Genomic DNA, 13056 nt, shown 5'->3' with positions numbered 1-13056 from the left:
TGCCACCTAGGCTTTTTACTTGTTATCTTGCGTTAATATACCCTTGCTACTGAGTTTTTCTAGCGTGAGGTACAGCACAGGCGTGATGTATAAAGTGATTAGCTGTGAAAAGAGTAAACCGCCAACGATACTCACGCCGAGTGGTTGGCGCAATTCAGCACCCGCGCCCAAACCCAGCGCTAACGGTAGTGCGCCCATTAAGGCTGCGAGTGTGGTCATCATAATCGGCCGAAAACGCTTGGCACTGGATTCTCGAATCGCATCGAGTGGCGATAATTGCTGATTGCGCTGCGCCTCCAGTGCGAAGTCGATCATCATAATCGCGTTTTTCTTTACGATACCGACCAGCAGCAAAATCCCGATCATCGCAATAAACGTTAGCTCCAGCCCCGTAATTTGCAGCGCGATGAGCGCGCCAATTGCCGCAGATGGAATCCCCGCCAGAATCGTGATCGGATGAATCCAGCTTTCATATAACACGCCCAGCACCACATAAATTACTGCAACAGCGATCAAAATCAGCCACAGTTGGCTGGTTTGCGTTTGTTGATACAGCGCCGCATCGCCAGCAAACGCGCCAAAAATCGAGCCTGGCAAATTGATCGAATTTTCTGCCGCTTTGATTTCACGCGCCGCATCCGATAGTGATGCACCCTCGGCCAAGTTGAACGAGATCGTAATCGCTGGCAATTGGCCTTGGTGGTTGATCGCCGTCGTGACAGCGGTGCGCTCGATGCTGGCAAAACTGATCAGCGGCACGAGGATGCCGGACTTGCTACGCACCTTGAGTAAAGTCAGCGCATTTTCATCGCTGCGCGCACTGTCATTGAGCTGCATCAGCACCGAATAGCTGTCTTGCGGCGCGTAAATCGTCGCCACTTCGCGCTCGCCATACGCGGCATACAGCGTATCGCGCAGATTTTGCATATCAATACCTAATTCGCTGGCGCGGTCGCGATTGATATTGATTTTGGCTTGCAGCGTTTTCTGCTCAGAATCGGACGTCACATCGCGGAAAATCGGCTGCGCGGCCAGCGCGGCTTTGAGCTTGTCGGCCCACGCTTCCAAATCGTTGGAATTGACCGCTTGCAGCGTGTATTGGTAGCTACTTTTACCGCTACGCCCGCCAATTTGCAGATTTTGTGTTGGGCGATAAAACACACTCACGCCAGTAATTTTGCCGGTGGCTTTACGCAGGCTATCTAGCGTTTTCGCCATATTGGCGCGATCTCTGCGGGGTTTGAGCGTAATAAATAGTCGTCCGGCACTGCCGCTACTGCCTAAGCTCGATGCCACGGTCGCCACATTGGGGTCGTCTTGAACGGCTTGAGCGACTTTTTGCTGCAAGAGTAAAAGCGCGGGATAACTAATATCGGGTGCCGCCTCCACTGTGGCCTGAATTTGGCCAATATCCTCTTGCGGGAAAAAGCCTTTTGGCGCGTTGATATACAGCAGGGCCGTTGCGATAAAAGTCGCTAAAGTGAGCCCTAGCATCCAGCGTTGATGCCTCAGTGCCACGGCCAAACTGCGTTGATAGGCGCTGAGCAGGCGGTTAAAGCTACGTTCAAACCAGCGACTCCATGCTGGCTGATGTTCGTGTTCATTTTCCGATTCGGCCTTTAAAAAGCGCGATGCAAACAGCGGAATTAAGGTCAGTGACACGGCCATCGATACTAAAACGGCCAAAGACACGACGACGGCAAATTCGTGGAATAACAAGCCGATGGTGCCAGGCATAAAGAAAATCGGGATAAACACGGCGATCAGCGAAATTGAAATTGAAACGACAGTAAACGCCACTTCGCCCGAGCCTTTAATAGCGGCTTCCATCGGCGACATGCCTTCTTCGATATGCCGAACGATGTTTTCTAGCACCACAATCGCATCGTCAACGACCAAACCTAGCGCCACGGTTAGGCCCATCAATGAGATATTGTCGAGGCTATACCCCAGCCAGTACATCAATGCAAACGTTGCCAGCATTGAGATAGGGAGCGATACCGAGGGGATGAGCGTCGCGGCGGCGCGGCGTAAGAACAGCAGCACTGATAGAACGACCAAACCCATCGTCAAGATCAGTGTGAGCGTGACGTCGTGAATTGATTCGCGGATTGACGTTGACCGGTCGTTCAGTTTTTTAACTTCAACCGAGTCGGGCATTTGTGCAATCAAGCGTGGCAGCATTGCATTCACTGCATCCACAGTGGCAACGGTATTCGCACCCGGCTGGCGCAAAATCGCCAAAATAATCGAGCGCTGGCCATCAATCCAACTGCCTGATTTGATGTTCTCAACGCTGTCTTCTACGGTCGCCACATCAGACAGGCGCACGGGCAGGCCATTGCGAGTGGCGACAATTAGTTGGCTAAATTCAGCGGCGTTTCTAAGCTGCTCATTGGCTTGTAGCATTAATGTTTGGCGTTCGCCTTCGAGCTGGCCAACCGGCGAATTGGCATTCGCTGTTTTGAGCGCGGCGGCCAATTCAGGCAGTGATAAATCTCGTGCAGCGAGTAAATTAGGATCGACTGCAACACGGACAGCAAATCGTTTTTGTCCGTAAATGGTTACTTGTGCCACACCATCAATTGTCGAAAGCGCAGGGCCGATGAGATTGTCGGAATAATCATTCAGCTCGGACAGTGACAGCGAGGGCGAATTGATGCTGAGCATCAAAATTGGTGCGTCCGATGGGTTCACTTTGCGATAGCTGGGCGGGCTTTTCATGTCTGATGGCAGGCTACGATTGGCTCGGTATAGCGCCGCTTGCACATCCACTGCGGCCGATTCAATATCGCGGCTGGGCGAAAATTCCAGTGTGATATTGGTGCTGCCCAATTTGCTGGTCGACGTCATCGTCGCCAAGCCTGGGATCGTCGAAAATTGCTTTTCGAGTGGCGTCGCGACGGCATTGGCCATCGTTTCTGGCGACGCGCCGCTCAAATTAGCTGAAACGCTAATCGTGGGGGTATCGTAAGTGGGCAGTGCGGCAATGGGTAAATTAAACCAAGCCACGGTACCGGCGACCATGACGGCGATCCATAGCAATAGGGTTGCCACGGGGCGATGAATCGCCCACCAAGAAATTCCGTGGCCCATTATTTTGATCCTTGCGCGGCGCTAGCGTTCTCGCTGGCTTTCATATTGCTACGGCTTGCTTCGCTCACTTTATCGCCGGGACGCAGATTTTGCCCGCCTTCTTTAACGATTTTGCTGCCGATTGCAACGCCTTCAATCAATGCCAAATCATTTTGGCTACGAATCACGGTAACGGGGTGGACTTTGGCTTGTTTATTTTCATCGATGACATACACAAAGCGCTGTTCAGGCCCCGTTTGAATCGCTTGCAGCGGCACGACTAAGCCTTTTTGTTCGGCTAATTGAATGTGCACGGTGCTGCTCAGACCTGGCCAAAGTTGTTGATCTTGATTCGAAAATTGGGCTTTAGCAAGCAGAGTACCGCTGGCTTTATCGACGGCATTGTCCAGAAAAACCAATTCCCCAGTGCGAGTTTCGCCATTCGGCAATTGTGTTTTGACTGGAACCTTGTTTTGGTTTTTTGCCGCGAGCAGGGCGGGTAAATCGGCTTGATTCACATTGAACGTAATGTGAATTGGATCGGTTTGGGTGATGGTTACCAGCGGAGTGGTGGCATTGGCTTGGGCTAAACTGCCTTGTTTTAAGCTGACTGTGCCAGTGCGACCGCTAATTGGAGCGGTGATGCGGGTGTAGGCCAACTCCACTGCATTGGCACTTTCATCGGCTTGGGCTGCGGCCACTTGTGCCTGCAAGCTACCCATTTTGGCGCGAGCCGTGTCGACAGCGGAAGGGGAAAGAAAACCAGCTTGTGCGAGTTCTTCGCTGCGTTTCAGATTGCGAACGGCCTCGGCTAATTCTGCTTTGCTTTTTTCGGTGAGTGCTTTGCTACGGCTGGCTTGGGTTTTGGCTTTATCAGCATCTAGCGTAAACAGTAATTGTCCTGCCTTGACTTGATCGCCTTCCTTGAAATGAATTTGCGAAATCTGTGCATTGACTTGTGGACGCACTTCAACAGTCTGGATGGCTTCAGCATGCCCGACAGCACTGATTTCATGTGGCAAAGCACCAGCTTTGACTTGGGTGCTAATCACATTGATTGGGCGTTTTTCTGCGCTGGGCTTTTTGCTCTCTGCGGTTTTTTCACAGCCTGAGAAAGCGACTAGACAGGCGACCGTGAGGCTGGCAAGGGCTAATTTATTCATTCATTCACTCAGTAGAGGTGCTAATTGAGAGTGTCGTCAGGCGGCACTTTAAATTTTAAATTGCAATGGTAGCGCAACATAATGCTAGCCATGCTCAGAAGGACCAAGAGGCCAAATCCGATAATAATCGCGTGCATCGGCGGTATGCCATACGCAGCATATTGTGCTTGTAATAAGGCGCTACTGTTGGCTGGTAACGGTGTACTAAGGTATCTCACCATTAAAGCATGAATCCCGACCATGACGAGAATACCCAGATTTTCATTGAAGTTCTGCACTGCAATCGAATGGCCTGCGCCCATCAACTGATGGCCGCGATGCTGCAAAATGGCATTCAGTGGCACCACAAAAAATCCAGATAACACACCAATCATTAGCATGAGTAACGCAGCGAGCGAGATTTGGTTGACCCACAGCATACAAATGACTAAAACGCCCATGCCGATTCCGGCGGGCATCACGATGAAGGCACGCTTGAGTGGAATCCAGCGCCCGGCCATGATTGCGCCAATCGCAATCCCTAAGGCGACAATCGCAATGAGGCGGGTGGCGGTTTCTAAATCAATCGCCAGCCATAAAATGGCCCAGTTCAGCACGACCAAGCGCATCGTTGCGCCAGCGCCCCAAAATAAAGTCGTGATGGCCAGCGAAGTCTGTCCTTGCGGATCACGCCACAAGCGTTTGAGGCACCAAGCAAATTCTTTGGCTTGATGTGCGGGGCTTAGATGTAAAGGTTTCAGACGGATATTTAATTGTGGAATTTGGTGATTGATCCACGCAGCTACCAGATACAGCAGTGTAATCGCAGCAATCGCAAACTGGGCTGGGCTTAATTGATTGAGCCACGTATTTGATTGTAGCCATTGATTAATGGTGCTTCCAGACAAATACCCGCCAATAATTGTGCCAAATATAATGGCAAAAACAGTCGCGCCTTCGAGCCAGCCATTGGCTTCAACCAGCTTACTGTGGGGTAGATACTCGGTAATAATGCCGTATTTGGCAGGGGAATAAGCGGCAGCGCCAAAACCCACAATCGCGTATGCCAAAATGGGCGGTAGTCCAAATAACATGCCCAGACAGCCGATGAGTTTGATGCCATTACACAGCATCATCGCGCGGCCTTTGTGCATGGAGTCGGCAAACGAGCCAGCATAAGGCGCAATCACGACATACGAGACGGTAAAGCACCACAGCAGCATCGACAAATGCCATTCGGGGGCTTGATGCTCTTTGAGTAGGGCTAAAGCGGCGAAGAATAAGGCGTTGTCGGCTAGCGCTGAAAAAAACTGCGCCCCCAAGATTTTAAAGAAACCACGATCCATTGCGCCTGCCTTCGAGTCTGTATTACCGTTATTTTGAATATATATCACCAAAATATGACAAAACTACAGGCTTGAGCGTGATTGCTGCGCTTAAGCAAAATGTTTTGCGTGGTATTATTCTCGCGTCAAAATTTAAAAGCCCGAGTGCTGCAATGGATATTCTGCAGTTTCTGATTCCGATTTTTACCGATTATGGTTATGTTGCCGTTTTCTTGGTGCTATTGATCTGTGGTTTTGGCGTCCCGATTCCTGAGGATGTTTCTTTGGTCGCCGGTGGCGTGATTTCCGGTTTGGGCTATGCAAATGTCCATAATATGGTCGCTGTCGGCATGCTTGGGGTGCTGGTTGGCGATAGCTGTATGTTTCTGGCGGGGCGCTATTACGGCCAGCGCTTATTAGAACATCGCTACTTTGCCCGAATGATGACCCCGGAACGCTATGCTGCCGTGCAGGATAAATTCGAGCGTTATGGCAATCGAGTGCTTTTTGTCGCGCGATTTTTACCCGGTTTGCGCGCCCCGATTTATTTGAGCGCCGGCATGTCCCGCCGCGTAACGTATATGCGCTTCTTATTGCTGGATGGCACAGCGGCGTTGATTAGTGTGCCAGTGTGGGTTTATTTGGGTTATTACGGCGCGTCGAACCACGAATGGATGCTCAAGTGGTTGGGTCGCGGTCAATCGCTGATTTTGCTATTCAGCGCCATCGTGATTGTCTGCGTCGGGATTTGGTATTTCCGCCATTGCCGTAAACCGAAGAAACAAGACTGATTCCCTTCAGTGCTCATGCAAAGAATTTTTGCCTAACTTAAGTACTTGCGCAAAAGTTTTATGACAAGGCGTCGAAGCCGCAGGCAGTACATCTACTGCTAGTACGACAAGGCGAGACAACGATGCAAGACTGGGTGGCCTTAGGCCAAAACTTTTGCTTTACTACTTACTAATCAGAAGCTGCAATGTCTCGTCCGATTGAAGCCTTATTTAATGCCGCTGCCTTAGCGCATAATTATCAATTGATTCAGCAACGCGCCCCAAGAGCGCGTGCTTTGGCGGTGATTAAAGCCAATGGCTACGGCCATGGCGTTGAGCGCGTCGTGGCGGCTTTGCCCGATGCTGACGGCTTTGCGATTCTGGAAATTGAAACTGCCATTCAATTACGCCGTAATGGCATCACTCAGCCAATTTTATTACTCGAAGGCGTATTTAGCGCTGCTGAGTTAAGCGATTGCGCAACTTATAATTTATCGATTGCAGTGCATTCTGTGCTGCATATTGAATGGCTAGAGCAGGCGCAGCTGGTTCGGCCGATTTCTATTTTCCTAAAACTCAATACCGGTATGAATCGCTTGGGCTTTCCGGCGGAAAGCGCCGCGCAATCGGTCACCCGTTTGCAGCAATGTCAGAATGTCGCCGATATCACATTAATGATGCATTTTGCGACTGCGGATGAGCCTGAGTTGGGTATCTCCGCGCAGTGGCAACGGTTTCAAGCTGCGACAGCGGGTTTGAATCTCCCTATTAGTACCGCCAATTCAGCCGCTATTTTTGCTTTCCCAGAAGTGCAGGGCGATTGGGTTCGCCCCGGCGTTGCCTTGTACGGCTCATCGCCTTTTGCCGCTAAAACGGCTCAGAGTTTGGGTTTACAAGCGGTAATGAGCTTGCGCTCGCAAGTGATTGGTGTTCAAACGCTGAGCGCTGGTGATACGGTCGGCTACGGTGCGACGTTTACTGCTGATCAAGATATGCGGATCGGCATTGTGGCTTGCGGCTATGCCGATGGTTATCCGCGCCACGCACCAACCGGAACGCCAGTTTGGATTGCAGGGCAGCGCACGCGTTTGCTGGGGCGAGTATCGATGGATATGCTGTGCATTGATTTAACGCCGTGGCCTCATTTGGACATCGGTAGCCGTGTTGAACTGTGGGGCGAGCATTTGCCAATTGATGAAGTTGCGGCTGCAGCGGGTACGATTAGCTATGAACTCATGTGCGCGCTGACCGCCCGAGTGCCGGTGCATAACGTTTAAGTATCTCTTCGTGAGGTTTTTCACACTAATTCGCGGTGATTCGAATTAATTGTTAGCAAACTGTTGTAATTCATGTGTTTTTACGCCCATTGTGCGGCCTTCTTCCTGCTACTAAATAAAATCTTCATAAATCAATTCAATTGGCACTCCCCAAGCGGGGGGGCTTCCTTTACAATTACTCCGTTTATTTTAATCCCGCCCGCAGGTTGAATCATGGCATTGATCGTCCAGAAATACGGTGGCACATCGGTGGGTAGTACCGACCGAATTAAAAATGTAGCTCGCCGCGTCGCCAAGCATAAAGCGCAAGGACATGACCTCGTGGTTGTGTTGTCGGCTATGTCGGGTGAAACCAATCGTTTGATTGGCCTCGCTAAAGAAATCCAAGCTAATCCAGATCCGCGTGAACTCGACGTGATCGTCTCTACCGGCGAACAAGTTACGATTGGTTTGTTGGTGATGGCGCTGAAAGAAATCGGCATTGAAGCCGTTTCTTATACGGGTGCCCAAGTCAAAATCCTTACCGATAGTGCGCACACCAAAGCACGTATTCAGCATATCGATGACGCAAGTATGCGTGCCGATTTGAGTGCTGGCAAAGTCGTTGTCGTCGCGGGTTTCCAAGGTGTGGATGCCAACGGCAATATCACGACCTTGGGCCGTGGTGGCTCGGATACGTCTGGCGTGGCATTGGCTGCCGCTTTAAAAGCGGATGAGTGCCAAATTTATACCGACGTGGATGGTGTTTATACGACCGATCCGCGTGTGGTGCCTGAAGCGCGCAAGCTGAAAACGATTACGTTTGAAGAAATGCTAGAAATGGCCAGCTTGGGCTCGAAAATTTTGCAAATTCGCTCCGTCGAGTTTGCAGGTAAATACAATGTGAAATTACGCGTGCTGTCTTCCTTCCAAGAAGAAGGCGAGGGCACGTTGATTACTTTTGAGGAAGACTCTACCGTGGAAAAACCTGTCATCTCCGGCATCGCATTTAATCGCGACGAAGCCCGTGTTAATGTGATTGGTGTACCTGATAAGCCAGGTATTGCTTACCAAATCCTCGGCCCAATTGCAGACGCTAATATCGACGTGGATATGATTATCCAAAACGTCGGTCAAGACGGTACCACTGATTTCTCGTTCACCGTACCAAAAGGCGAGTTGGCTCGCACTGTGAAGGTGCTAGAAGGCGTTCAAGCGCAAATCGGCGGTAAATCGGTCTCTGGCGACGACAAGATCTGTAAAGTGTCTATCGTTGGCGTGGGCATGCGCTCGCACGTGGGCGTGGCATCGACGATGTTCCGCACTTTGGCCGAAGAAGGTATCAATATCCAAATGATCTCAACTTCTGAAATCAAGATTTCGGTGGTATTGGATGAGAAGTATCTAGAGCTTGCTGTTCGTGTGTTGCATAAAGCATTTGGCCTTGACCGCGTAGCCTAAGTAAATCAACACTTTGTCTGAAATATTTCAGTCAAAGTGTTGACGGAGCTGAATAGTGTGTATATTATTCGGTCTCCCTGAACGGAGATGTGGATGAGTGGCTGAAATCACCGCCCTGCTAAGGCGACATACGGAGTAATCTGTATCGAGGGTTCGAATCCCTCCGTCTCCGCCAGGAACTTTTTTGTAAGATGCGCCCGTAGCTCAGTTGGATAGAGTATCTGGCTACGAACCAGAGGGTCGGGCGTTCGAATCGCTCCGGGCGCACCATACAAATAAAGCGTTTTACAGAGTCTCCATCGTCTAGAGGCCTAGGACACTGCCCTTTCACGGCGGCGACCGGGGTTCGAATCCCCGTGGAGACGCCAACTGTCGAGTTGGTAAGTTTTAAAGTTTGCAAGTACAGTGCGCCCGTAGCTCAGTTGGATAGAGTATCTGGCTACGAACCAGAGGGTCGGGCGTTCGAATCGCTCCGGGCGCACCACTTCTTACTTAAGTAGTACATCTCTTTAGATTTTTGATTTTATCAGTCATCTTCAGTAGACCAAAGTTCCCATAGTTTAGCGGTTAGAACACTGCCCTTTCACGGCGGCGGCCGGGGTTCGATTCCCCGTGGGAACGCCAAATTCGAATAAATAACGACTTAAGCGCGAGCTAAGTCGTTTTTTATTGTCTGCAATAAATCCATCTCCTACGCTATCTACTTCATTCAGTCTTTGATGCTAGTCGTTGCCAGCTTTTGAATTGATTCAAATCAAGTCCAAATTCAGGTACATTAACGCTTCAAATTAAATATAAAAAAAGGATGAGGCGATGAATATGGCATTCCGAGGTTTGGTCTTGGCTTTGAGTTTGGTTTTAGTGGCCTGTGGCGAGAAAACCCCATCTCAAGCGAATTCGCCACAGATTGAATCTGCATCAAGCGATCCAAAATATCAAAATCCACTTTTGAATATTCCGCCCGCGCAGTTTGCTGAGCTGCTGGCTGACTGTGGCAAGGTTCTATACGGGGTAGCGGCGCCAAGCGATGCCAAGTGCCGCGATGAAGTTAAAGCGCGCGCCAGCAAGCAAGGCCTCACGCTCACCGATGCCAATCTGGATGAGCCATTGGTGCACGACCGCTATCAATTTAGTACCAGCGCTAATAAATAAGCTAGCGTATTACAGAAAGCCACCGTGCTAGCCTGAACTAGATATAACGATCAGGGCCTAAATCAGGCCCTGATCGTTATCCACCAAGATATTGAGTGAGTTTTTCAGCGAGCTACGTACTTTCTTGCGCGAAAGTAGTTTTTCTTGTGCTGGCAGCGGTAAATCGGTCAGACGCAAAACATTTTTATCGATGAGTACATCGACCAAATCTTCGATCACGCGAATCAAACTCGTATCTAAATCATTAAATACTTCATCCGATTGCGATAAAAATTTTAGCACTTCGGGGTGATTGGCATCGAGTTGCTCGGAATATCCGCTGGTCATTTCTTTAGACAGCGCCATAATTTCACCACTGGCATTGCGACGAACGAAGAACATAATTTTGGCTCAAATAGACGATGAGATTTGATGTTAGCAGTTTCGGCGTAGGCTGTAGACGAATCTAGGAGATGCAAATGGATAAAGTGATTAAAACCGATGAAGAGTGGCGCGCGATGCTCACGCCAGAGTCTTACTATGTCGCGCGGCAGCACGGCACTGAGCGGCCGTTTAGTGGCCAATATTATCGAAACCACGCCGCAGGGCAGTATCACTGCATCTGCTGTGGCGCTTTGTTATTTGAAACAGCCACGCAATTTGACGCTGGCTGCGGCTGGCCGAGCTTTTTCCTCGCAGCGGATGAATCAGGAATCACCCGCATCGTCGACCGTAGCCACGGCATGGAGCGCATCGAAGTGCGCTGCACGCAATGCGACGCGCACTTAGGCCACGTCTTCCCTGACGGCCCAGAACCAACCGGCGAGCGCTATTGCATTAATTCGGTGGCGTTGGATTTTGAGGCGAAGTAGGGTGTGTGTGTAAATCCCGCTGGGATTTACGCACCAGAATGCGGTTCAGATCACCTGCCTGATGAATTAACGTACAGTTCTCATACGAAAATCAAGTTTTGCATACCCTACAGGACTCATCGAAAACCGTTCCAGCGTGGGATAAATAAGAATTCTAAACCTGGTCTTTTCTCTAACGCTCGCACAGCGTCGCGAATCTTGGTTTTAATAATATCTGGATTCGATTGGTAGCTTTCATTCGGCTTAAGAACAACTACATAATCAGGCTTCGGTTCATCTTGGAGTAGAAAATCTTCTATATGCCTTTGTCCACAATATCGGATGCTCAGCATTTCAAAGCTCCAGTGCTCTTTCTGATTTCTGGTTAGTAGCGCAAAGTAACTGGGAACACTCGGATCGAGATAATCACGACCGATGAAAATTAAGCAATCGGATGACTCGGGATCAATTGCCCAGGTTTGTCTATACGAAGAAATATGTAAGCTTGAGATTTCTTTTACCATCGGTAGATAGTCATCACTGATGGGTAATAGTTTGAATGCCATAAATCTGTTAATCCCAAAAATTATTTTCTTTGCTTTTTGGCTAATCCGCTCTACGGATTGATGTATTTGGTCACGGGCTTTTAAGATCAATGCTTGTAGGGCAATACCTTAATGTACTCATCAAAAAAAGCCGCACCAATAGTGCGGCTTTTGCATTTCTGATTTAGGCGTTTAAACCGCAATCCGTGACAATTCTTCAAAGTAAGTTGGAAAAGTTTTGGCGGTGCATTTTGGATCGTTGATGCGTACTGGCACGCCTTTGATCGCGACGAGTGAGAAGCACATCGCCATGCGGTGATCGTCGTAGGTGTCGATTTCGGCGTTGGCGGTGAGTGTTGCTGGCGGCGTGACTGAAATCCAATCTTGCCCTTCTTCAACCGTTGCGCCGACTTTGCGTAGCTCGGTCGCCATCGCGCTGAGGCGGTCGGTTTCTTTGACGCGCCAGCTTTCGATATTGCGAATCGTCGTAGTGCCTTTGGCATACAGCGCGGCAATCGCAATCGTCATCGCGGCATCAGGGATGTGGTTCAGATCGACGTCAATCGCGGTGAGTTGGCCGCTGGCGGGTGGTGCTGCTTCAATCCAGTTGTCGCCCCACGTGATTTGCGCGCCCATTTCTGCCAGTGTATCGGCAAAGCGTTTGTCGCCCTGAATACTGGCTGAGCCGACGCCTTCTACGCGCACTACGCCACCACCGATTGCGCCCGCAGCGAGGAAGTACGATGCGCTCGATGCGTCGCCTTCAACGTGGATTTCGGCTGGGCTGGTGTAGCTTTGGCCGCCGGGAATGAAAAATTCGTTCCAGCTTTTACGCTCCACTTTCAGGCCAAATTTCGCCATTAAATTCAGCGTGATTTCGATGTAGGGTTTCGAAATTAATTCGCCAACGACATCAATCGTCATATCGCGTTTAGTCAGGGGTATTGCCATCAATAGCCCAGTGAGAAACTGGCTGGAGACATTACCCTTTACAGAAATGCGGTCGCTCTTGATGCTGCCCGGGCGAATGCGTAGCGGCGGAAAGCCATCATTGCCCAAATATTCAATTTCGCAACCCGCTTGTTGCAAGCCGGTCACCAAGTCGCCAATCGGGCGCTCGTGCATGCGCGCAACGCCTGTCAACGTGTAATCGCCGCCTGCGAAGGCCAGTGCGGCGGTCAATGGGCGGAAGGCTGTGCCTGCATTGCCCAAAAAGAGTTCAGCTTGTTTCACTGGAAATTCGCCGCCACAACCGTGCACGATAAAATCGCGACTGTCGCCGATTTGTTCAACTTTAACGCCGAGTGAAGCGAGGGCTTCGAGCATGCGCTGTGTGTCGTCCGATGCGAGTAGACCAAGGACTTTGGTGCTGCCGCTGCACAAGGCCGCGAGCAATAGCGTGCGATTTGAAATGCTTTTTGAGCCGGGCAACGCAACGCGGCCATTAACGCCAGCAATCGGGGCAAGATCAAGAAATTCCATGGTGCTTTCCTTATTTAG

11 protein-coding genes and 5 tRNA genes are annotated in these 13056 nt (G+C 50.2%); 10 read left to right on the top strand and 6 right to left on the bottom strand.

The annotated features are described in order from the left end of the window. Positions 1–15: 15 nt before the first annotated feature. Genes Q320_RS0111020 through lplT form a run of 3 tightly spaced genes read right to left on the bottom strand, consistent with a single transcriptional unit; the run spans position 16 to position 5563 of the window. Positions 16–3096 carry an efflux RND transporter permease subunit gene (locus Q320_RS0111020; RefSeq protein WP_035853475.1) on the bottom strand — a complete coding sequence of 1027 codons (3081 nt, stop codon included), beginning with the start codon at positions 3094–3096 and terminating at the stop codon, positions 16–18. After that, entirely contained in the window at positions 3096–4238 is a 1143-nt protein-coding gene (locus tag Q320_RS19525; protein WP_051534668.1) for an efflux RND transporter periplasmic adaptor subunit, read from the bottom strand. The genes Q320_RS0111020 and Q320_RS19525 overlap by 1 nt, the downstream gene beginning before the upstream one ends. Positions 4239–4258: 20 nt before the next feature. Continuing rightward, complete coding sequence (lplT, locus tag Q320_RS0111010) at positions 4259–5563, bottom strand: lysophospholipid transporter LplT (RefSeq protein WP_027469049.1); 1305 nt, start codon at positions 5561–5563, stop codon at positions 4259–4261. Positions 5564–5715: 152 nt separating this feature from the next. Here lplT and Q320_RS0111005 point away from each other — a divergent pair, with 152 nt between their 5' ends. The 9 genes from Q320_RS0111005 (at position 5716) to Q320_RS0110965 (ending at position 10181) form a co-directional block, all read left to right on the top strand. Further along, positions 5716–6333, top strand: coding sequence for a DedA family protein (locus tag Q320_RS0111005; RefSeq protein ID WP_027469048.1), 618 nt, complete (start codon positions 5716–5718; stop codon positions 6331–6333). A gap of 185 nt (positions 6334–6518) precedes the next feature. Then, complete coding sequence (gene alr, locus Q320_RS0111000; RefSeq protein WP_027469047.1) at positions 6519–7589, top strand: alanine racemase; 1071 nt, start codon at positions 6519–6521, stop codon at positions 7587–7589. Between the two features lie 213 nt (positions 7590–7802). After that, positions 7803–9029: an aspartate kinase gene (locus tag Q320_RS0110995; protein ID WP_027469046.1), complete on the top strand. Its 1227-nt coding sequence runs from the start codon at positions 7803–7805 to the stop codon at positions 9027–9029. Between the two features lie 83 nt (positions 9030–9112). Next, positions 9113–9204, top strand: a tRNA-Ser gene (locus Q320_RS0110990). 18 nt (positions 9205–9222) lie between these two features. After that, a tRNA-Arg gene (locus Q320_RS0110985) sits at positions 9223–9299 on the top strand. Between the two features lie 22 nt (positions 9300–9321). Further along, a tRNA-Glu gene (locus Q320_RS0110980) sits at positions 9322–9397 on the top strand. Between the two features lie 39 nt (positions 9398–9436). Continuing rightward, positions 9437–9513 (top strand) — tRNA-Arg (locus tag Q320_RS0110975). A 65-nt stretch (positions 9514–9578) separates the two neighbouring features. Beyond that, a tRNA-Glu gene (locus Q320_RS0110970) sits at positions 9579–9653 on the top strand. A gap of 189 nt (positions 9654–9842) precedes the next feature. After that, positions 9843–10181, top strand: a complete 339-nt coding sequence (locus Q320_RS0110965) for a hypothetical protein (protein ID WP_027469045.1) — start codon at positions 9843–9845, stop codon at positions 10179–10181. 57 nt (positions 10182–10238) lie between these two features. Here the strand turns inward: Q320_RS0110965 and Q320_RS0110960 are convergent, their stop codons facing one another. Further along, the gene (locus Q320_RS0110960) at positions 10239–10562 is read right to left on the bottom strand and encodes a hypothetical protein (protein WP_027469044.1); all 324 of its coding nucleotides are present in this window, start codon (positions 10560–10562) and stop codon (positions 10239–10241) included. 77 nt (positions 10563–10639) lie between these two features. Here Q320_RS0110960 and msrB point away from each other — a divergent pair, with 77 nt between their 5' ends. Then, positions 10640–11032, top strand: a complete 393-nt coding sequence (gene msrB, locus Q320_RS0110955) for a peptide-methionine (R)-S-oxide reductase MsrB (RefSeq protein WP_027469043.1) — start codon at positions 10640–10642, stop codon at positions 11030–11032. A gap of 116 nt (positions 11033–11148) precedes the next feature. Here the strand turns inward: msrB and Q320_RS0110950 are convergent, their stop codons facing one another. Beyond that, the gene (locus tag Q320_RS0110950; RefSeq protein WP_156939047.1) at positions 11149–11577 is read right to left on the bottom strand and encodes a hypothetical protein; all 429 of its coding nucleotides are present in this window, start codon (positions 11575–11577) and stop codon (positions 11149–11151) included. Between the two features lie 171 nt (positions 11578–11748). Beyond that, positions 11749–13038, bottom strand: a complete 1290-nt coding sequence (gene aroA, locus Q320_RS0110945) for a 3-phosphoshikimate 1-carboxyvinyltransferase (RefSeq protein ID WP_027469041.1) — start codon at positions 13036–13038, stop codon at positions 11749–11751. Positions 13039–13056: the final 18 nt, after the last annotated feature.

Source organism: Deefgea rivuli DSM 18356, from assembly GCF_000620145.1.
GTDB classification, from domain to species: domain Bacteria; phylum Pseudomonadota; class Gammaproteobacteria; order Burkholderiales; family Chitinibacteraceae; genus Deefgea; species Deefgea rivuli.
This window is presented reverse-complemented; position numbering and strand designations above follow the sequence as displayed.

Coding starts and splice junctions, on each gene's coding strand:
- Q320_RS0111020 (WP_035853475.1), bottom strand. CDS start 3,096: ATGGGCCACGGAATTTCTTGGTGGGCGATTCATCGCCCCGTGGCAACC.
- Q320_RS19525 (WP_051534668.1), bottom strand. CDS start 4,238: ATGAATAAATTAGCCCTTGCCAGCCTCACGGTCGCCTGTCTAGTCGCT.
- lplT (WP_027469049.1), bottom strand. CDS start 5,563: ATGGATCGTGGTTTCTTTAAAATCTTGGGGGCGCAGTTTTTTTCAGCG.
- Q320_RS0111005 (WP_027469048.1), top strand. CDS start 5,716: ATGGATATTCTGCAGTTTCTGATTCCGATTTTTACCGATTATGGTTAT.
- alr (WP_027469047.1), top strand. CDS start 6,519: ATGTCTCGTCCGATTGAAGCCTTATTTAATGCCGCTGCCTTAGCGCAT.
- Q320_RS0110995 (WP_027469046.1), top strand. CDS start 7,803: ATGGCATTGATCGTCCAGAAATACGGTGGCACATCGGTGGGTAGTACC.
- Q320_RS0110965 (WP_027469045.1), top strand. CDS start 9,843: ATGAATATGGCATTCCGAGGTTTGGTCTTGGCTTTGAGTTTGGTTTTA.
- Q320_RS0110960 (WP_027469044.1), bottom strand. CDS start 10,562: ATGTTCTTCGTTCGTCGCAATGCCAGTGGTGAAATTATGGCGCTGTCT.
- msrB (WP_027469043.1), top strand. CDS start 10,640: ATGGATAAAGTGATTAAAACCGATGAAGAGTGGCGCGCGATGCTCACG.
- Q320_RS0110950 (WP_156939047.1), bottom strand. CDS start 11,577: ATGGCATTCAAACTATTACCCATCAGTGATGACTATCTACCGATGGTA.
- aroA (WP_027469041.1), bottom strand. CDS start 13,038: ATGGAATTTCTTGATCTTGCCCCGATTGCTGGCGTTAATGGCCGCGTT.